This window comes from Cellulomonas sp. (genome assembly GCF_015234515.1).
Taxonomy (GTDB): Bacteria; Actinomycetota; Actinomycetes; order Actinomycetales; family Cellulomonadaceae; genus Cellulomonas.
Genome location: NZ_JADGMY010000030.1, coordinates 70,278 through 89,621, shown reverse-complemented (window position 1 = coordinate 89,621; position 19,344 = coordinate 70,278). Strand labels below are relative to the sequence as shown.

Genomic DNA, 19,344 nt, shown 5'->3' with positions numbered 1-19,344 from the left:
GCGGGTACTGTGACCCCCCGAGGTAGCGTGTCCGAGCGGCCTAAGGAGCACGCCTCGAAAGCGTGTGTGGGTGAAAGTCCACCGTGGGTTCAAATCCCACCGCTACCGCCGCTCGGTCCTGACACAGCTCAGGGCCAGGGAGTGACAGAACCCCTCGCGGGGGCCCGGAAGGGCGTCCCGCGGGGGGTTTCGTCGTGTCGGGGGCGGCCGGTGGCACGCGGAGTGGGCGGTCGCTCGGCGCTGCGCGCGGTCCGTCACCGCGGATCACCGTCTGCGGTACGCGGACGGGTCTACCCGGTCGGCACGGGCGTGGACGCCAGCCCGTGCCTTCTGCTGCTCCCGCTCGGATGAAGCGCTGTACCGCGTCGCCTCTCCCCGTCGGTTCGGATGCCCGTCCTGCGGTCCGTCGCCGGCTCAGCGACGTGGGGCGGTCGGTCCAACAGGACGTTCGCCGACGGCTGCGTGGCCACCCGTCGCGGGCTTCTGGACGTCCCCGCGCGCGAGCTGCTGCTCCGCTGCGCGGCGCTCGGCGGCGTCGCGGCTCAGCACCGCCGCGGCGAGCAGACCCTGCCCGACGGTGTACGTCAGCATCACCCAGAACCCCTGGCCCGCGAGGTCCCACGACGGGACGAACGCCTCGAGCGCGATGAGCGCGTCGCTCACCAGGAAGATCGCACCGCCCGCCGCCGCGACCCGTCCCAGACCGGTCGCCAGAACGGCCATCGCGGTGAGCGTCACGCCGTAGACGCACACGGGGACGAGCAGGCTGCCCGCGTGCGGCGCGCACAGGGCCACCAGCGTCCCGAGCGCCGCGAGGTACGGCAGCACCAGGAGCCGACGCCTGTGGACGACGGACGTGCGCACCGAGGGGGCGAACGCCACGACGTACGCCACCTGGGCCAGCAGGAAGAACCCGACCATGACCAGGAACGACAGGTCGTCGGCGACGAGCGACGGCATCAAGTCACCCAGCCACGAGAACCCGAGCGCGACGACGACCCACGTCACCAGCCGGCTGCGCGGACGCCGCGTGGCGGTCAGGACGACGGCGGCGAGCGCCGGCATCAGGGTCCACTGGCTCACGGTGGACAGGTCTTGCGCGCCGGTCGCCTCGGCGGTGAGGTGGACGAGCAGGAGCACGACGGCGACCGCCGCCCAGATGCGTGCGGCTGTGGACAGCGGACGTCCCACGACGACCTCCTCGTCGCCGGGCTGCGTCCCGGCGACCGTCAGTGCGGGACCCCGTCGTCCCGGCGCGGCGATGCTAGCGGCGCGGAACGCCTGCGCCGTACTCAGCGATGAAGGGATCCTGATGTCCGAGGTGATGTACACCACGCGCTGGAACGACCTGACGCGTCGCCCCACCGGGGGTCACACCTGGTTGACGCTCGACGAGGCGAGGCGGCTGTACGACAGCGGGGAGGGCGTGGAGGTCGTCGACGCCAGCACGCGCGACGAGGACGGCACCCTGCGCCCCCTGTGGGTGATCGGGGCGGAGGGGGCGCTTCCGGGTCCAGCTGTACACGCCCGGCGGTTCCGTGGCGCGGTCGGTCGACTGGGACCTCATCGACGGCCGGCTGTGGCGGTGGGTCACCCGGGAGTACGTCTACCCCGACGACGAGACCCAGTACATGGAGTTCGACGCGGTGCTGGCGCTCAAGACCTCGGCACGTCCCGACGGGAGCGGGTCCCTCACGATCCGCGACAAGGAGACCGGTCAGACGCACGTCACCGAGTTCACCGACGTCGCCACCGACGGGTACTGGCTCGACGTGCCCGCGTTCGCCGAGTGGGGACCGCTCGTCAACGCCTCGCTCGGCGCACCCACGGGGCCGCCGTCCTGAGACGGCCGGCCGGGCGGGCACCCGGCCGGCGGACGAGCCAGGACACCGAGGTCCTCCCGCCACGCGGCACCCAGCTCGGCCCCGTAGTGGTGCCCGTGCCCCTCGGGAGCCTGCCCGGCACCGGGCAGCCGGTGCACCGTGCGCAGGCCCAGACTGACCACCGGGTCGTCGTCGTGCCGGACGAGCGCCACCCGCCCCGGCGGTTCCCACGACGCCGACCGCACCCCTCCCACCAGCAGCCCGCCGGCCACGTCGGCCCGGACGTGGGGCAGCCGGCGCAGCGCGTCCGCCATGCCGTTGGCCCCGAGGCTCTCGCCCAGCACGACGAGCCGCGGACGTGACTCGCGCGGGAGCCGCTCCCACCGGGCGTGCACCGCGGCCAGCAGCGCGACCGACGACCGCCGGTGGGCTCCCGGGTGGGCGAGCGCGGCGAGCCAGCTCGGCGCGGCCGCGTACGGGACGGTGAGGGTCGCGACGTCCCCGCCGGTCGCCAGCTCGAGGGCCTCGACCGCGGCGGGGTTGAGCCAGCCGGAGCCCGTCGGCGTCGCGACGCACACCGTGCCGCGCGTGAACGCGCCGACCCGCTCGGCCTCCGCGAGGGCGAGCGCGACGCGGTCGTCGAGCCGGCGGGCGGACTCGAGCCCGACGACGACCCGCAGCGCGCCCTCGGCGACCGGGGGTCGCGTGAGCAGCCGCCGTCCTTCCCGCCCCAGGTCCGTCCAGCGCACGAGCGAACCGGCGGCGCCCGACCAGCCGGACCACGCCGGCGGCGGCGTCAGGTGCACCTCGGCGAGCCGCAGCATGCGCCGGAATGCCCGGGCTGCCGCCGTCGGCGCGAGGAGCAGCACCGCGAGCGCGACCATCGCGAGCGACGACCCCGCGACCTGCACGCCCGTCTCGTCGGCCGGCGCCCCGTAGAGCTGACGCACCGAGTTCACGCCCACGGCGGCGTGGTAGACGGCGGCGGTGGCCAGGCAGGGGGCCAGCACGACGACCTGCTCGGTGCACCGCTCGACCATCCGCAGGCCGAAGCGCGTGTCCGCGGACCAGCGGTCCCACGGGTCCACGACCGCGCCGCGGTCACGGTCGTAGCGCAGCAGGTCGTAGGCGAGGTCGTGCTCGCGGCACGCGTCGTCGAAGCCGAACGGCGTGCCGCCCGTCGGCGTCGAGCACTCCGCGTCGGGGCTCAGCAGCACGTCGGGCCGTCCGGGGGCGGGCGTCGGCGCGTAGCCCATCGCCTGCCGGAACGCGTCGACGGGGACGTCGAAGGTCGCCGGTGCCCCGGGCTGCGAGGCGCCGGGCGCCCACGTGAAGGCCGCGGTGGTGAGGGCCGCGAGCAGGACGGCGAGGCGGACGACGGCGGCGCGGCGGGCGGTGGCCGGGGGGCGGCGCCGCGGGTGCGAAAGGGGCATGCCCCGACGCTAGGAACGGCGTTGCTGCAGGTCATCGTGCTGCGGCAGGGTGATTGACCGGCACTGCGGGGGGAGCCCGCGGGCCCGTCTCATCCTCGCGGATCGGGTGCGTCCGGTACCCCGGTACCGGGACGGGCGCGACGACGGACACCTAGCCTGACGGCGTGACCACCCCCGCCAGCAGCCGCTCCCTGCCGACGCCCCGTGCCGTGGGCACGTGGCTGATCGCCCCGCTGCGGGCGAGCGAGGAGCCCGACCCGCCCCGGACGCGTCTGGGGCGCCGGGGGCCGTGGATCGCCGTGGCCGCGGCCGTCGTCACCGTGTTCCTCACGTTCGACCGCGCCCGCGCCGAGGGGCTCGGGATGGTGGCTGCCGTGGCAGCGACCGTCGCGGCGTCCATCACGGTCGCGCTGCTCGGTCAGCAGCCGCTCAACGCGTGGCGGTTCGCGGCGGCCATCGCGGCGCTGTGGATCATGTTCGGGCCGACGGCGGGGGACAACGTCTCCGTCCTGCCGCTCGCCCTGCCGATCGTGCTGATGCTCGCCGGCGTGGTGGTGCTCGCGCGGCACCGCCGGGCGCTGGGCTGGGCCGTGTGGACGTGGACGGTCGTGCTGGTGCTGCTCGGGGTGCTCGGGGAGGCAGGGGTGGGGTTCCTCGTCCTCTTCACCCTGGTCATGCTCGTGGTCGACGCGCGGCGACAGCGCACCCGCGCGAGGGCCGAGGCGGTCAGCGAGCGGGAGGCGCGCCTCACGCGTGAGGCGGAGAGCATGGTGCTGGAGGAGCGTGCGCGGATCGCCCGGGAGCTGCACGACGTCGTGGCGCACCACATGTCGATGGTCGCGGTCCAGGCCGAGACCGCGCCCTACCGGCTCGAGGGGGTGCCCGACCCGGTGCGCGAGGAGTTCGGCTCGATCGCCCGGTCGGCGCGGGCCGCGCTCACCGACGTCCGCGGCATCCTCACGGTCCTGCGCGACGTCGACGCGGACGTCGAGCGGACACCGCAGCCCGGGCTGGACGGGCTCGAGGCGCTGGTCGAGAGCGCCCGTGCCGCGGGGTCGCAGGTCGACCTGTCCGTGACGGGGCGACGACGTCCGCTCTCGGCTGCGCTCGAGATCGGCGGGTACCGGATCGTGCAGGAGTCGGTGGCCAACGCCGCCCGGCACGCCCCGGGCGCGGTGGTCGCCGTCGCGGTGTCCTACCGGAAGCGCGAGCTCGAGGTCGTCGTCACCAACGGTCCGCCGGCGAGCCCGGTAGCGTCCCCCGCGACCGGTGACGACGCGTCGGACGGGGGCGGGCACGGCCTGGTGGGGATGCGTGAGCGGGCGCACCTGCTCGGCGGTGACGTCACCGCCGGACCCACCCCCGACGGCGGGTTCCGCGTCGCCGCGACCCTGCCCCTGAAGGAGGAGACCGCGTGACCACCGTGCTCGTGGTGGACGACCAGGCCATGGTGCGCGAGGGCTTCTCGGCGCTGCTCGCGGCGCAGGACGGGATCGAGGTGGTGGGCGCCGCCGCCGACGGTGTCACCGCGGTGACGCAGGCCGCCGCGCTGCGCCCCGACGTCGTCCTCATGGACATCCGCATGCCGCGCATGGACGGGATCGAGGCGACCCGGCGGATCGTCGAGCAGTCACCGCCCGGCTCGGTGCACGTGCTGGTGCTCACGACGTTCGACCTCGACGACTACGTGGTCGAGGCGCTGCGGGCCGGTGCCAGCGGGTTCCTGCTCAAGGACGCCGACGCCCAGCAGCTCACCGAGGCCGTGCGCGTCGTCGCTCGTGGCGACGCACTGCTGGCGCCCGCGGTCACCAAGCGCCTCATCGCGACCTACCTCGAGACGAGCCAGACCCCTGTGCCGCGCTCGGCCGAGCTCGAGCAGCAGCTGACGCCGCGCGAGCTCGAGGTGCTCTCCCTCATCGCGGAGGGGCTGACGAACCAGGAGATCGCGGGGCGCCTCTACCTCGCCGAGCCGACCGTCAAGTCCCACGTCAGCCACGTCCTGGCCAAGTGCGGCCTGCGCGACCGCGCGCAGGCCGTGATCCTGGCGTACGAGTCGGGACTGGTGCGGCCGGGCGGGTGAAGGGCTGGGATGTCGGCGTACGTTGACATCGGTCAACGTGTCAGGATACGTGGACATCGTTCGCAGTGTCAGGGTACGTTGACATCGTGGACGTCATCAATGCTCGCTCGCTGCCCCAGCTGGGGCAGGCGATCCGGCGCCTGCGCAAGCGTCGGCATCTCAGCCAGGCCGAACTCGCCCAACGCGCCGGTGTGTCCCGGCAGTGGGTCGTCACCGCAGAACAAGGACGCACCCGCGGCCTCGAGATCGGTCATGTCATGCGGGTGCTCGACGAGCTCGACGCGTCCTTGACCGTCCGCGACGACCTCGAGCCGGATGCTCCGTGATGAGCGCACCGCTGGCGGTGATCCTCGACGGCAGGGTCATCGGCCACCTCGACCGCAGCAGCACCAACAGCCTGCGGTTCACGTACCTGGACGATGCGACCGGCACCGGTCGTACGCCGCTGTCCTTGTCCTTGCCGCTGGCCGGCGGGTCGTTCACCGGCCCGCCGGTCGAACGGTTCCTGCGCGGTCTGCTGCCGGAGTCCGACGCCGCGCTGACGGCGATCGAACGCGGCCACCCAGGTACGGACAGGCTCGACCCGCTGTCCGTCCTGGCGGTCATCGGCCAGGACTGCCCCGGTGCGGTGCAGTTCTGCAGGCCGCCTGACACCGCGGCGGTCCTCGCCCGCACCGGCGCCCTCGTGCCGCAGAGCGCCGGCCAGATCGAGCAGCGACTCGCCATGATGCGGGTCGACGAGCGTGCGTCCTGGTCGATGCCCGACGAGCACTGGTCCCTCGGCGGCACCCAGCCGAAGTTCGCGCTGCGCCGTCGAGGGGACGACTGGTACGAGGCTCACGGGTCCGAGCCGACCAGCCACATCCTCAAGCCCGGCGTGCACGGGATGAAGGCGCAGTCCCTGGTCGAGCACATCAGCATGCGTGCGGCCGCCGCGTGCGGAGTGGACGTCGCACGCACCGAGCACCCGTCGTTCAAGTCCGAGACGGCCGTCGTGATCACCCGGTTCGACCGTGTCGAGCGCGACGGCGCCCTGGTGCGCCTGCACCAGGAGGACCTGTGCCAGGCACTGGGCGTGGCGCAGAAGTACCAGGAGTACGGCGGACCCGGCGCGAGCGACATCATCCGGCTGCTGCGCGAGCAGTCACCGACCGCTCGTACCGCTCGGGCGAACGTGGACCGGTTCGTCGACGGGCTCCTCCTCAACACCGTGATCGCGGCCCCGGACGCTCACGCCCGCAACTACGCGGTGCTCCTGGCCGGGCACGACGTGCGCCTGGCGCCGCTGTTCGACGTCGCGACGTCCCTGCCGTACGACCCGACATCGCGTGGGCACACCCTGTCGATGTCCGTCGACGGGCAGTACGTCGCGGAGCTGGTCACGCGAGAGCACTGGTCCCGCTTCGCGGCGGAGAACGACCTGGACGCGGAACGGGTCGTCGAGCGCGCCCAGCAGATGGCCGACATCGCTCCACCGGCGATGCTGGCGGCACTGGACGAGGTCGACGACTGGGACGGCTCGGCGGCGAGGCTGCGTGAACGGCTGACCGCGGCCCTGGAGGTGTACCTGCCGACCCTGCATGCCAATCTCACCGGCTCGCGGAACTGACGCCGACGGGCCGGTGACGGGCCGCACGGAGGGTCAGTACGGCGCGTCCTGGCCGCCGGCACGCCAGGATGTCCCGCGTGACCCTCTACGCGCAGACCCCGTGGCGCCGCACCCGTCAGCTCGTCGGCGACCTGTTCGTCGTCGCCTGGGTAGTGCTGTGGGTGCGCCTGGGGCAGTGGGTGCACGAGGTGGTGGGCCGGCTCGGCGCCCCCGGCCGCACCCTCGAGAGCGCCGGGTCCTCGCTCTCGGACAGCCTGGCGTCCGCCGGGGACACCGTCGCGCGCGTCCCGCTCGTCGGTGACGACGCGCGCGGCCCGTTCACCGCGGCCGGCAGCGCGGCCGACTCGATCGCCCGCGCGGGCGTCGAGGTGCAGCAGGGGGCGTCCCAGCTCGCGCTGCTGCTCGGGCTGCTGCTCGCGGCCGTCCCGATCGTGCTCGTCGTGGGGGTCTGGCTGCTCCTGCGCGTGCGGTTCGTCCGCCGCGCGCGTGCGGCGTTGCGCATCCTCGACTCGGCGGCCGACCTCGACCTGTTCGCCCTCCGCGCGCTCGCGACGCAGCCGGTGCGGGTGCTGGCGGGCGTGAGCGGCGACCCGGCGGACGGGTGGCGCCGACGGGACCCGGAGACCGTGCGCGCCCTCGCGGCGCTCGAGCTCGGCTCCCTCGGGCTGCGGGCTCCGGCGGGGCCACCGGCTCCCTGAGCGGACCGGTGGCGAGCCGATCGGTACCGAGCCGATCGGCACCCGCCGGCTCTCCTGCCACCGCACCGCGAGCGCTGGCCGACCCGTGGCGTCACCCGGGCTTGCCGCCTACCTTGGGGACAAGGGCGCACGGCCCGACCGCTGAGGGGGCACCGTGGGGGGCGCTGGGGAGACCAAGGCGCGCAAGCGGCCCCAGGGCAGTCCGCTGCTGATCGTGCTGATGATCCTCGTGGTCGTGCCTTCGGTGCTGGTCGCCGACGCCTGGGGGGCCGGCCCGGCGGGGATCATCGGCGGACTGACCGGCCTGTTCTCGCTCGTGGTGTTCATCGGCGGACCACTGCGGGCCGACCTGCGCGTCGCCGCGGTGATGGGACCGCTGCTCGTCGTCGCCGCAGCCCTCCCGCGGCTCGTGGCCGAGACGTCGAGGCCCGCGGCGATGGCGCTCGTCGTGCTGCTCGTCTTCGTGGCCGCTCTGCTCCCGCTGATCGGGCCGCGGTTCGCCAACGCCGGCCTGGGGTTGGGCATGACCACGGTGTTCGGGTACGGCTACGCGCCGCAGGGCGGCGCCGACCACCGGCAGGTGGTCGCGGCCGCCGTCGCCGGTGTGGTCGTGGCACTCCTGCTGCGGGTCCTCCTGGGGATCTCCGACCCGTCGAAGCCGACCCGCGAGCAGGTCGCGGCGGTGCTCGTCGCCGACGACCCGGGCGCCGCCACGGCGACCGCGTTCGGCACGTGGCTCACCGACGGCAGGCCGCGCTGGCTCGCGGACGTGATGGAGCAGGGCTCGCGGTACCGCGTCGCCCTGCGCGCTGCCGACCTCGCGGGCGCCGCCCCCGACGCCACCGCCGCGCTGCGGGCCCGTGCCGGTGAGATCGCGGCGCGGTTGAGGGCGAAGCCGGGCCGGGAGCAGCACGGCCCGGCGCCGGCGTCGGAGACGGACGGCGAGGGCCCGGTGGCCGAGGCCGCCCGCGCGCTGGACGCCGTCGAGCAGGCGATGGCGGGCCACGACACCACACCGGTCCGGCTCGACCGCGACCGGCGGCACCAGCTCCAGGACGCCGTGCTGCACCCGTCGGCCAGGCTGCGGTCGGTGCAGGTCCGGCACGCGGTGCGCACCGCGCTCGCGGTCCTGGTGATGCTGCTCGTCACGTCCCGGCTGCAGCGCGGTGACCCGCTGGTCTCCACCGTGCTGCTGACGACGTTCAGCATCCTGCAGGCCAGCTGGAGCGGCACGGTCACCAAGGCGAGGAACAAGATCGTCGGCCTGGTCGCGGGCTCGTTGACGGTCGCGGTGGTCCTGCTGGTCGTCCCGTCGCGCTACCTGGTCACGGTCGCCCTCGTCGCCCTGTGCCTGGGGCTGTGGTACATCGTCACGCGTCCGGCGCTGGGTGGTGCGTTCATGGTCGTCGTCAGCGTCGGGTTCAACTCGGTGACCCGCGACCTGGACGCCCTCGACCTGCTCGGGCAGTACGTGGTCCTCACCGTGGTCGCGGTGGCGGTGGGCGTCGTCCTCGGGTTCGCCGTGGTCCCGGGTTTCCGTCCGCCGCCCCTGCGGCGACGTGTCGAGAGCGCCGCCGCGGCGACGGCGGACGCGCTGCGTGCGTCGAGCCGCACCGGTCCGCCACGGCCCGAGACGCTCGCCCTGTTCCGGGACGCCGTGCGCGAGCAGGACGAGCTGGTGCCCGACCGCGACGAGCTCGACGACCGCCAGCTCGCCGCGCTCGACGCGTTGCGCACCGGGCTGCGCGACCTGAGCGTCCTGGCCGGAGGGGCAGGTCTGACCGCCGGCGAGCTGGACCAGCTGCTGCGCACGCTGGACGTGCACGACCGGGTCGGCGCGGACGAGCGTGACGGCGGCACGCCTGCGCCCCCCGGCCCGGCGTCGTCGATCCTGCAGGGGCTGGCCGAGCAGGCCGGGTCGGCCGAGCGGTACCTGCTGCGGACGCTGCCGGCCGGCGCCTGAGCGCCGGGGAGGGGTGCCGGCCTCACGCCCGCCGCAGGACCACGGCCCCGTACGGCTCCAGCTCGACGACCTCGACGGCGGACCCGTCGAGCCGCTCGAGCCGGCCACCGGCCACCTCGGGCGTGACCGTCACCGCCTCCGCGTGCTCGCTGACCAGCACGACGACCTCCCGCCCGTCGCCCTGCACGAGCCGGTCGACCAGGACCCGGGGGTCCTTCGGCACGCGCACCGGACGCTCGACGCCGGCGAGCACCGCGAGCGCGTCGTACAGCCGCCACGTGTCCTCCGGGTTGACCCGGCCCTGCGCGCTCGCCAGGTACTCCAGCGGGTACGTGCACAGCACCGCGCGCCCGGTGCCGTGGTCCTTGACGACGATCGCCGGCCGCCCGTGCGCGTCGCGCGCGACCACGCTCGCGTCGAGCACCGTCACGGGCAGGTACGCGCGCGCCTCGGCGTTGCCCGCGACGCGGAACCGCAGCACGTCGCCCGCGTGCAGCGACCCGAGGTCCGCCTCGAAGGTGAGCACGACCTCGTCGTCCTCGATGGGGTCGACGAGCCCGTACGCGAGCTCGCGCTGCACGCCGAACAGGTCCTCCGTGCGGATCCACCACGGCCCGCGCTGCACGGCCGACTCGCCCGCGCAGTACGACGCGTAGACGGTGGCGCCCGCGGCGGCCAGGTCGACCAGCTGCACCCACGACGGGCCGCACAGCTGCTTGACCGACGGCAGCAGGTACAGGTCGTAGCCGCCCGGCAGGCCACCGTCGGTCCGTTCGCGCACGACCCCGACGGGCAGGTCGGCCTCGCGCGCCGCGACGTACGCCTGCTCGCCGGTGCGCACGATGAGCGCGCGCTCGTCCTCGTGGGTGAACGGGTAGTCGGCGGCCAGATGCGACGGGACGACGAGCGCGGCCTGGGCCGGGGCACGCGTGCACGTCGGCAGGTCGAGCTCGCGCAGGGTCACGGCGAACCGTTCGAGCTCCAGCAGCGGCGGCTTCGGCTCGCCGTCCGACGTCGTGATGCCGAAGTGCAGCTCGAACGGGTGGTGGGCGTACGGCCGCTGACCCAGCACGGTGTCGTAGTCGGTGTTGTTCCACGCGATCCACCCGGTGGCCCCGGCGAGGAGCGTGGTGTGCAGGAGCTGGCGGTAGTACGCGGCGGCGCCGGCGGGGGAGACGAAGTCGCTCGACAGCCCGAACTCCTCCATCACCACCGGCCGCCCGCCGATCGCCGCGAGCTCGCACACCCACGCGGCCTTGAGGTGCTGGCGCACCTGGTCGGACTCCATGCGGTAGACGTGCGGCCCGGTGAAGTCGACGAGGTGGCCGAGGTCGACGGTGGAGTAGCCGTTGTCGTGCCCGGTCTGCTCGATGCCCCAGGCGCCGTCCCCGATCGACACGGGCTGGTCGCCGCCGCCGGCCCGCACCGCGTGCACCATGAGCCGCGCCCACGCCTCGACGTCCTCGCGCCGGCCCTCGCCGCCGTAGATCGGCATCTCGTTGGAGATCAGCCACCCCGTCACCGCGGGGTGCTCGGCGTACCTGGCGGTGAGCGAGGCGACGTACCAGGCCTGCCGCCCGACCATCCACACGTCCGTGTACAGGTCCCGCCCGCCGCGCCACGCCGGGTCCCAGTTCTCGCCGGACATGTGCCCGACCAGGAACGTGGGGATGGTCGTCAGCCCGACCTCGGTGTGCGCGTCGAGGAAGTCCGCGAAGCGCTCGCAGAGCTCCTCGTCGAGCGTCGTCGGGGTCGGCATGAAGTCCGGCCAGTAGAAGAACGACCGGGTCATGGTCAGCCCGTGCCGCGCGAGGACCGCGAGCTCCTCGCGGACCACCCCCGGGTCGTACGTCCGCCACATCAGCGGGCCGCCGGCCCGGGACCAGAAGTTGGCCCCGAGCCACGTCACGGGCCCGCCGGCCCCTGCCACGGACGCGAGCGGGCGTTCGACGCCTCGGCTCACTTCACCGCCCCCGCGGTCAGGCCGGCCACGAAGTGCCGCTGCAGCAGCAGGAACCCGATCACCACGGGGATGCTGACGACCAGCGAGGCCGCCATGATCTCGTTCCAGTAGACGTTGGTCTGCGTCGAGTACTGCCGGATGCCGACCGCGAGCGTGCGGTTCGCCTCCGTCGTCATCACCGACGCGAACAGCACCTCGCCCCAGGCCGTCATGAACGCGTAGATCGCCACCGCGATCACGCCCGGCCGCGCCGCGGGCAGCACGACGCGGAACAGCGCGCCGATGGGGGAGCAGCCGTCGACGCGGGCGGCCTCGTCCAGCTCCTGCGGGATGTTGTCGAGGTACCCGGACAGCATCCAGATGGAGAACGGCAGCGAGAACGTCAGGTACGTGATGATCAGCCCGATGCGCGTGCCGACGAACTGGAAGCCCGTCGACTGCTCGATGTTGACGAAGATGATGAACAGCGGCAGCAGGAACAGCACGCCGGGGAACATCTGCGTCGACAGCACCGTGGTGGTGAACGTCGACCTGCCCCGGAACCGGTACCGCGACACCGCGTAGGACGCGAAGATCGCGATCGCGAGGCTGGCCAGCGTCGCCGCGCTGGACACGACGAGGCTGTTCACGAAGTACCGCGCCAGCGGCACGGTCGTCCACATGTCGACGAACGGCTGGAACGTGAGGTTGCTGGGCCACCACGAGAACGCCCCGCGCACGTCCTGCAGCGGCTTGAGCGACGACGTGATCATCACGTAGAGCGGCAGCGCGGTGACCGCCGCGAGCACCACGATCACGACCGTGCGGAACGTCTTGAACGCCCGGGTCTCATGCACGGCGCGACCTCCGGTTCAGCACGGTCAGGTAGATGCCCGTGACCAGCAGCAGGAAGAGCAGCAGCAGCACCGACATCGCCGCGCCGGCACCGAAGTTCCACGTGAGGAACGAGGCGTTGTAGATGTGGAACGAGATGAGGTCGCCGGCCTCCGGCTGCGAGGTGCCGAACAGCACGTACGGGGTGTTGAAGTCGTTGAACACCCACAGGAACATCACCAGGACGAGCACCAGGTTCACCGGGCGCAGCATCGGCAGGGTGATGGACCACCAGGACCGGAACGCGTGCGCCCCGTCCATCGCCGCGGCCTCGTACAGGTCGTCCGGCACGGACTGCAGCCCGGCGGTCAGCATGAGGAACGCGAACGGCCACAGCCGCCAGATCGCGACGGTGACGATCGACGCGAACGCGTGCCCGCCGATGAGCCAGAACGGCCTGTCCTCCAGCAGGCCCAGGTCGTCGACCAGCAGGTGGTTGATGACGCCCGTGTCGCGCTGGAGCATGAAGTTCCACGTGACGATGCCGGCGTACACCGGCAGCGCGTACGGCACCAGGAACAGCGTGCGGAACAGCGCGCGGCTGCGGAACGGGCGCTGCAGCGCGACGGCCGCGGCCATGCCCAGCGCCCACGCGACGCCGACCACGAGCACCGTGTACGCGCACGTGATCGCGAACGAGCTGAGCAGCGACCGCCCGACCGCGGTGTCGAGGTCGAGCGCGACCTGGTAGTTGCGCAGGCCCACGAAGGGCGCTGACGTCCAGTCCCGGATGAAGAAGCGGGTCAGCTGGATGAAGCTCATCCAGATGCCGGTCAGCATCGGCACCAGGTGGATGAGCAGCTCCAGCAACACCGCCGGTGCCAGCAGCGCGTACGGCAGCCACCACCCGCTCTTGCGGGCGCGGCGGCCGGGCACGGTGCGCGATGCGGGCACCGGCGGGGCGGTGGGCGTGGTCGTGGCCACGGCGTCTCCTCGAACGTCGCCTGGAGCGGTGCGTCAGCCGACCGAGGCCTGGACCTGGTCCTGCGCGGTCTGCATGGCGTCCTGCACGTCCTCGGCGCTGACCGTGCCGCCCGTGGCGATGGTCGCGAACATCTTGTTCATCGCCTGCCCGACGGTCGTCTCGAACTGGTCCTCCGCCGGCACCAGGGGCAGCGGCGCGGAGCGCTCGTTGTAGATCTGCGTGAACGTCTCGGCCAGCTCGGGGTCGTCGGTGAAGACGGCCGTGGCGTCCTTGAGCACCGGCAGCGACGAGAACGGCTTGCCCAGCGTCGTCTGCACGTCCTCGCTGGTCATGTACTCGACGAGCTGCAGCGCCTCGTCCGGGTGCTCGGTGTTGCCGAAGATCGACATGTTGATGCCGGCGACGTGGCTGGCGACGTCGCTCTCCGCGTCCGCCGGTGCCGGGAAGGGCACCACGCCGTACGCGTCGGGGGCCATGCCGTTGGCCTCGATCGTCGCGTTGGCGTTGTTCTGGTTGAGGATCATCGCGGCCTTGCCGGTGGCGAAGTCCGCCACGGCGAGCGAGGCGTTGTCGTACTGGGCGTTCGACGGGTTGACGACCTCGGCGCTCTGCATGAGGTCGAGGTAGCGCACGATGCCGTCGACGACGCCGTCCTCGGTGAACGTGGGGTTGCCGTCGTCGTCGAACAGCTCGGCGCCGTTCTGCGTGGCGTTGATGAACGCGAAGTGGTTGTTCTCGGTGTAGCTCCCGGAGGCGAGCGCCATGCCGTACACCCCGGTGGCCGGGTCCGTCAGCGCCTGGGCGGCCGAGACCATCTCCTCCCAGGTCGTCGGCGGCTGCAGACCCGCCTCCTCGAACATCGCCTTGTTGTAGTACAGCCCGTACGCGAGCCCGTACAGCGGCACGGACGTGGGGTCGGTGCCCTCCGCGCCACCGGTCTCCAGCGCGGCCTCGACGAACTTGTCGGCCCCGCCGACGGCCTCCATCGCGGCGTCGTCGAACGGCAGGAAGGCCCCGGTGGCCTGCAGGGACACGGCCCAGGTGTTGCCGATGTTGACGACGTCGGGGGCCTGGCCGGAGGTGACGGCCGTCTGGATGCGGGTCTGCAGGTCGCTCCAGCTGATGACCTCCAGGTCGACGCCGACGCCCGTCTGCTCGGTGAACTCCTCGAGGACCGGCGTCAGGACCTCCTTGTCGTTGTCCAGGCTGGTGCCCTGGTTGCTGGCCCAGTAGGTGAGGGTGACGTCGCCGTCGCCCGACGCGGACCCGCCGCCACCACCTCCCCCGCCGGAGCAGGCCGCGAGGAGCAGGACGGAGACGGACGCTGCTGCGAGGTGGCGAAGCTTCACTGGGACTCCCTTGTCGAGTGCCGGGCCTACCTAACCGGTTCAGTTCGCGGGGACAACGTAACCGGCGTTAGGCCGAACGGGAACCCTTCGAGACGAAATCGTGACAGCAGTCAGGAGGTGGGACGACTGCGGGCGGGTGGCGCGAGCGACGTTCCCGCCGGTCAGGCCGCTGCGGGCCCGGTGCTCGCGCGGACCCGCAGCTCGCTGCGCCGCGGATCGGTGTCGCTGTCCGCGGTGCCCGCGATCTCCGCGAGCAGCGCCCGTGCGCACCGGTGGCCGAACTCCCGGGGGTGGCGGTCGAGCGCCGTGATCGGCGGGGCCCCGATCTCGCACAGCAGGGAGTCGTCCCAGCTCACGACCGACAGGTCACCCGGCACGTCGACACCTTCCCGGGCGGCGGCGCGCACCGCACCCAGGGCCATGACGTCGTTCGACGCCACCCACGCGGTCGGCCCGGGTCCGCGCCGCACCCGCTCGGTCATCAGCCGCTCGGCCGTCCCCATCGTGTAGTCGCCCTCGACCGTCTCGACGACCATGCCGGTCCGGGCCGCCGCCGCGCGTACCAGCCGGTCGCGGCGCTCCTCGTGCAGCAGCCCCGACGGTCCCGTCAGGTGCACGACCCACCGGTGGCCCAGCCCGTGCAGGAGCTCCATGACCTGGTCGGCGTCGCCGTGCTCGTCCGGGACCACGGCCGGCAGCGCGGACCCGGGCTCCGCCGCGCCGTTCAGCACCGCGGGCAGCCCCAGGCGGCGCAGGAGGGGGATGCGGGGGTCGTCGCGGCGCTGGTCGAACAGCATGACGCCGTCGACGCGCCCCTCGCCCGCCCACCGCTCGTACACCGGCAGGTCACGGCCCGGCTCCGAGCCGACCATGCGCAGCAGCAGGCCGTACTCCGCGTCGATCAGCGCCGCCTCGATGCCGGACAGGACGAGCATGTAGTACGGCTCGGTGCCGAGCAGGTCGGGGTCCCGGGACAGCACGAGCCCGACGATGCCCGTCCGTGCGCCCGACAGCGTGCGCGCCGACGAGCTGGGGTACCACTGCAGCTCCCGGGCGAGCGCGAGCACCCGCTCGCGCGTCTGCTCGCTGACGCCCGGCTGCCCGTTGAGCGCGTACGACACCGACGCCTTGGAGAGCCCGAGGCGCCGCGCGAGATCGCCGATCGTCACGCGCCCGGCCATGGGGCGATGGTAGCGGTGCCACGGCTGGCGTCGGTCCCGTCCTCCGGCGGTGGCGCAACCCGATCGGCCCGGCGCATCGTCGGATTTGCCGAATACCTCCTGACCTGCGCAAACGCATTCGGGTGACGCTGATTGACGGGTGCGCGCGCCACGTGCCAAGGTCCACTTAGTTTCATCCAGAAGGGAACAAAGTGGCTCTCCAGCATGGCTCCATGGGCGAGGTGAACGAGTACCTCGTGCTCGAGTACGTCCGCGACAACCGGCGGACCACCCGGCCCGAGATCGCCCGCGACCTGAACCTGTCGCAGGCGTCGGTCAGCCGGATGGTCTCCCGGCTCATCGCCCGCGGCGTGCTCGTCGAGTCCGGTGACACGTCGGGCTCCGGCGGTCGACCGCGGGTCGTGCTCACCCTCAACGTGGAGAGCGCCTGCGTGGTCGGCATCGACCTGGGCGGCACCAAGTGCCATGGCGCCCTGAGCGGCCTGGACGGCAAGATCCTCGCCGAGGAGTTCGTCACCGTCGCCGACGCCGGGGGAGCGTTCGACGCCCTCGAGTGGGTCTGGAACGCGATGCGGGCCGCCGCAGCGGGCCGCGGCGTCGAGATCGGCGCGCTCGCCGTCGGTGTGCCGGCCGTGATCGACGCGGACACCGACCTCGCGGTCCGCGGGCCCAACGTCGGCTGGGAAGGGTTCGACCTGGTCGACCGGGTGCGGGCGTTCGGCGTGCCGTTCGTCGTGGACAACGACGTCAACCTGGCCGCGATCGCCGAGGGGGAGGTCGGGCAGGCCGTCGGGTCGCGCGACTACGCCGTGCTGTCGATCGGCACCGGGCTCGGTGGCGCGGTCGTCAGCAACGGTCGGCTCGTGCGCGGGCGGCACCACGCCGCCGGTGAGATCGGTGTGCTCGTCCCCGAGGTCAGCATGCTCGCCGACACGCGGGCGGGGAGCGTCGGCGGCCTCGAGTCGGTGCTGAGCGGCGCGGGCATCGCCCTGCGGGCCCGTGCACTCGCGGGAGCCGACCCGGCCGCGCGCGCCGAGCTGGGCGACGAGCCCACCGCCCGCGAGGTCATCGCCGCAGGCCTCGAGGGCCGCCCGCACAGCAAGGCCCTGCTCGACGACGTGGTGCGGGCGCTCGCCCAGGCCGTCATCACGTTCGCGGCCGTGACCGACCCCGAGACGGTCGTGATCGACGGCAGCGTCGGCCGTGCGCTGGCGCCGCTGCTCGACGACGTGACGCGCCTCGTCGCCCGTCACGTCGAGACCCCGCCCCGGCTGGCCGTCTCCGACCTCGGCCCCAACTCGACCGTCCGCGGCGCCCTCTCCGGCGCACTTCACCATCTCCGGCTGACCGACGCACCCTCCGTGCTCGGCGAGCTCACCAACGAAGGAGGCACCCCCTCATGACCGTCGGGCTCCGCTGGGCCTCACGGCACGCCCTGTTCCTCGTCTTCGTCGTCGTGGTCGGCGCCCTGTCGATCATGTCGCCGACGTTCCGCTCGGTGCCGAACCTCGTCAACATCGTCGAGCAGCAGTCGATCATCGGCGTGGTCGCCTGCGGCATGCTGCTGATGATCCTGCTGGGCGGCTTCGACCTGTCCGTGGGCGCCGTGGGGGCGGCGACGTCCGTGATCGCGGCGTGGACCATGTCGACGAGCGGGATCGTGCCCGGGGTGCTGGCCTCGCTCGCGCTCGGTGCGGTGATCGGCCTGTGCAACGGGCTGCTCATCGCCAAGGTCGGCATCAACCCGTTCGTCGCCACCCTGGGCATGCAGTCGCTCATCACCGGCGTGCTCTTCGTGTTCACGGACGCCACACCGGTGTACGGGGTCCCCGAGGCGTTCACGGTCGTCGGGCTCGGTCGGATCGGTGCCGTCCCCGTGGCCGCCCTGATCTACGCGGCGGTCGTCCTCGCGACGTGGGCGATGCTGCGCTTCACGACGCTCGGCCACCACATCTACGCCGTGGGCGGCTCGCCCGAGGCGAGCCGGCTGGCCGGCATCCGCGTCCACCGCGTCACCATCACCGCCTACACCCTGGGTGCGCTGGCCGCCGCGATCGGTGGCCTGATCCTGCTCGGCCAGACGTCCATCGGTCAGCCGAGCGCCGCGCAGGGCTGGCCGCTCTCGGCCATCGCTGCCGTGGCCATCGCCGGGGTGGCGCTCACCGGCGGCTCGGGCGGCGTCGGCAACGTCGTGATCGGCACCCTGCTGCTCGGTGTGGTGTCGAACGCCCTGAACCTGTTCGGCATCTCCCCGTACTGGCAGCCGGCGTTCACCGGCGCCGTGATCATCGGCGCCGTGGGCATCGACATGGTGCAACGCCGACGCCGGACCTCCTGACGCCGCACCGCGGCGCGTCCCCACTCGTCCCCCTGGCACCCGCTCCACACCCCCCCGAAGAAGTGAGGAACACCGTCATGCGCACCACCCCCCGGTTCCGTCGCAGCGCGGCCGTCATGGTCGCCGCCGTCACCGCGCTCGGCCTCGCCGCGTGCTCGTCCACCGACACCCCCGCCCCGGCCGCCGACGAGACTGCGGCGTCGGACGACACGCTCGTCATCGGCTCGATGCTGTGGAACGCGTCCGTGCCGTTCTACTCGAACTTCATCAAGGGCCAGCAGGAGGCCGCCGACGAGCTCGGTGTGACCCTCAAGATGGTCGACGGCAAGGGTGACCTCGGTGCCCAGGTCGCCGGCGTGCAGCAGCTCGTCACCCAGGGTGTCGACGCGATCCTGGTGACGGCGTCCGACGCCACGGGCATCGCGCCCGCCGTCAAGCAGGCCGTCGCGGCGGGCATCCCCGTCTTCGCGGTGAACAACCGGGTCGACGACGCGGCCGGCGCGGTCACGTTCATCGGCGCCGACGACGTCGAGTTCGGGCGTCAGCAGGCGCACCTCCTGGTCGAGCAGGTCGGTGAGGACGCCGACGTGGCCTACATGGTCGGTGCCCTCGGCACGAGCGCCCAGCTGCTGCGCCAGGAGGGCTTCGACGAGGTCCTCGCCGACTACCCCGGGATCCGCATCGTCGAGACGCAGACCAACAACTGGGACGCCGCCGAGGCGCTCACGGTGGTGCAGGACTGGCTGAACAAGTACCCGGAGGGCTCGCTCGACGCCGTCGTCGCGCAGGGGCCCGAGACGGCCAACGCCGCCAAGTACGCGAGCGACCGCGGGCGGACCGACATCCGCTTCATCCTCGGGGACTTCCCCGTCGAGGTGCGCGAGGGCATCCTCGCCGGCTACGTCGTCGGCAGCGTGAACCAGGACCCGTACCCGCAGGGGACGCGCTCGGTCGAGGCCGCGGTGCAGTGGCTGACCGGGGAGAAGGACAAGGTCACGCAGCCCAACGAGTACCTGCCGCTGCCGATCGTCACCAAGGCCAACGTGGAGGACCACGCGGCCGCCTGGGGCGAGTGACCACGACCGACCGGAACGACGACCGACAGGAAC

Annotated in this window: 16 protein-coding genes and 1 tRNA gene; 10 read left to right on the top strand and 7 right to left on the bottom strand. The window is 73.0% G+C overall.

The features are described 5' to 3' along the window. Positions 1 to 21 precede the first annotated feature (21 nt). Positions 22 to 108, top strand: a tRNA-Ser gene (locus IR158_RS16965). A gap of 306 nt (positions 109 to 414) precedes the next feature. Here IR158_RS16965 and IR158_RS16960 read toward each other — a convergent pair. After that, entirely contained in the window at positions 415 to 1,191 is a 777-nt protein-coding gene (locus tag IR158_RS16960) for a lysoplasmalogenase (RefSeq protein WP_291814982.1), read from the bottom strand. A gap of 526 nt (positions 1,192 to 1,717) precedes the next feature. Next, positions 1,718 to 3,256: an alpha/beta-hydrolase family protein gene (locus tag IR158_RS16955; RefSeq protein WP_291814979.1), complete on the bottom strand. Its 1,539-nt coding sequence runs from the start codon at positions 3,254 to 3,256 to the stop codon at positions 1,718 to 1,720. A gap of 164 nt (positions 3,257 to 3,420) precedes the next feature. Between IR158_RS16955 and IR158_RS16950 the strand changes: the two genes are divergently transcribed. From IR158_RS16950 to IR158_RS16925, 6 genes are all read left to right on the top strand, one after another. Next, on the top strand, positions 3,421 to 4,674 hold the full coding sequence (locus IR158_RS16950) for a histidine kinase (protein WP_291814976.1): 1,254 nt from the start codon (positions 3,421 to 3,423) through the stop codon (positions 4,672 to 4,674). After that, positions 4,671 to 5,336 (top strand): response regulator transcription factor, encoded by a 666-nt coding sequence (locus IR158_RS16945; RefSeq protein ID WP_291814973.1) that lies wholly within the window; start codon positions 4,671 to 4,673, stop codon positions 5,334 to 5,336. The genes IR158_RS16950 and IR158_RS16945 overlap by 4 nt, the downstream gene beginning before the upstream one ends. Positions 5,337 to 5,422: 86 nt before the next feature. Next, positions 5,423 to 5,662: a helix-turn-helix domain-containing protein gene (locus IR158_RS16940; RefSeq protein ID WP_291814970.1), complete on the top strand. Its 240-nt coding sequence runs from the start codon at positions 5,423 to 5,425 to the stop codon at positions 5,660 to 5,662. Beyond that, positions 5,662 to 6,945 carry a type II toxin-antitoxin system HipA family toxin gene (locus tag IR158_RS16935; RefSeq protein ID WP_291814968.1) on the top strand — a complete coding sequence of 428 codons (1,284 nt, stop codon included), beginning with the start codon at positions 5,662 to 5,664 and terminating at the stop codon, positions 6,943 to 6,945. The genes IR158_RS16940 and IR158_RS16935 overlap by 1 nt, the downstream gene beginning before the upstream one ends. Positions 6,946 to 7,022: 77 nt before the next feature. Next, a complete protein-coding gene (locus IR158_RS16930) occupies positions 7,023 to 7,643 on the top strand; it encodes a hypothetical protein (protein WP_291814966.1) in 621 nt (206 codons plus the stop codon). Positions 7,644 to 7,797: 154 nt separating this feature from the next. Then, a complete protein-coding gene (locus IR158_RS16925; RefSeq protein WP_291814963.1) occupies positions 7,798 to 9,606 on the top strand; it encodes an FUSC family protein in 1,809 nt (602 codons plus the stop codon). Positions 9,607 to 9,628: 22 nt separating this feature from the next. On the opposite strand, the gene IR158_RS16920 is transcribed toward IR158_RS16925, so the two are convergent. From IR158_RS16920 to IR158_RS16900, 5 genes are all read right to left on the bottom strand, one after another. Continuing rightward, positions 9,629 to 11,515, bottom strand: a complete 1,887-nt coding sequence (locus IR158_RS16920) for a cellulase family glycosylhydrolase (RefSeq protein WP_291814960.1) — start codon at positions 11,513 to 11,515, stop codon at positions 9,629 to 9,631. A gap of 50 nt (positions 11,516 to 11,565) precedes the next feature. After that, entirely contained in the window at positions 11,566 to 12,405 is an 840-nt protein-coding gene (locus IR158_RS16915; protein ID WP_291814957.1) for a carbohydrate ABC transporter permease, read from the bottom strand. Continuing rightward, on the bottom strand, positions 12,398 to 13,366 hold the full coding sequence (locus tag IR158_RS16910; protein ID WP_291814954.1) for a carbohydrate ABC transporter permease: 969 nt from the start codon (positions 13,364 to 13,366) through the stop codon (positions 12,398 to 12,400). The genes IR158_RS16915 and IR158_RS16910 overlap by 8 nt, the downstream gene beginning before the upstream one ends. 33 nt (positions 13,367 to 13,399) lie before the next feature. Continuing rightward, positions 13,400 to 14,716 carry a sugar ABC transporter substrate-binding protein gene (locus tag IR158_RS16905; RefSeq protein ID WP_291814950.1) on the bottom strand — a complete coding sequence of 439 codons (1,317 nt, stop codon included), beginning with the start codon at positions 14,714 to 14,716 and terminating at the stop codon, positions 13,400 to 13,402. 161 nt (positions 14,717 to 14,877) lie between these two features. Further along, positions 14,878 to 15,897, bottom strand: a complete 1,020-nt coding sequence (locus IR158_RS16900) for a LacI family DNA-binding transcriptional regulator (protein WP_291814948.1) — start codon at positions 15,895 to 15,897, stop codon at positions 14,878 to 14,880. A gap of 212 nt (positions 15,898 to 16,109) precedes the next feature. Here IR158_RS16900 and IR158_RS16895 point away from each other — a divergent pair, with 212 nt between their 5' ends. The 3 genes from IR158_RS16895 to IR158_RS16885 all read left to right on the top strand — a co-directional run bounded on the left by IR158_RS16895 (position 16,110) and on the right by IR158_RS16885 (position 19,311). Further along, entirely contained in the window at positions 16,110 to 17,300 is a 1,191-nt protein-coding gene (locus IR158_RS16895; RefSeq protein WP_291814947.1) for an ROK family transcriptional regulator, read from the top strand. Beyond that, complete coding sequence (locus tag IR158_RS16890; RefSeq protein WP_291814946.1) at positions 17,297 to 18,235, top strand: ABC transporter permease; 939 nt, start codon at positions 17,297 to 17,299, stop codon at positions 18,233 to 18,235. Before IR158_RS16895 ends, IR158_RS16890 begins: the two co-directional genes overlap by 4 nt. 77 nt (positions 18,236 to 18,312) lie before the next feature. Further along, positions 18,313 to 19,311, top strand: coding sequence for a sugar ABC transporter substrate-binding protein (locus IR158_RS16885; protein WP_291814944.1), 999 nt, complete (start codon positions 18,313 to 18,315; stop codon positions 19,309 to 19,311). Positions 19,312 to 19,344: the final 33 nt, after the last annotated feature.

Coding starts and splice junctions, on each gene's coding strand:
- IR158_RS16955 (WP_291814979.1), bottom strand. CDS start 3,256: ATGCCCCTTTCGCACCCGCGGCGCCGCCCCCCGGCCACCGCCCGCCGC.
- IR158_RS16935 (WP_291814968.1), top strand. CDS start 5,662: ATGAGCGCACCGCTGGCGGTGATCCTCGACGGCAGGGTCATCGGCCAC.
- IR158_RS16900 (WP_291814948.1), bottom strand. CDS start 15,897: ATGGCCGGGCGCGTGACGATCGGCGATCTCGCGCGGCGCCTCGGGCTC.
- IR158_RS16895 (WP_291814947.1), top strand. CDS start 16,110: ATGGGCGAGGTGAACGAGTACCTCGTGCTCGAGTACGTCCGCGACAAC.
- IR158_RS16890 (WP_291814946.1), top strand. CDS start 17,297: ATGACCGTCGGGCTCCGCTGGGCCTCACGGCACGCCCTGTTCCTCGTC.
- IR158_RS16885 (WP_291814944.1), top strand. CDS start 18,313: ATGCGCACCACCCCCCGGTTCCGTCGCAGCGCGGCCGTCATGGTCGCC.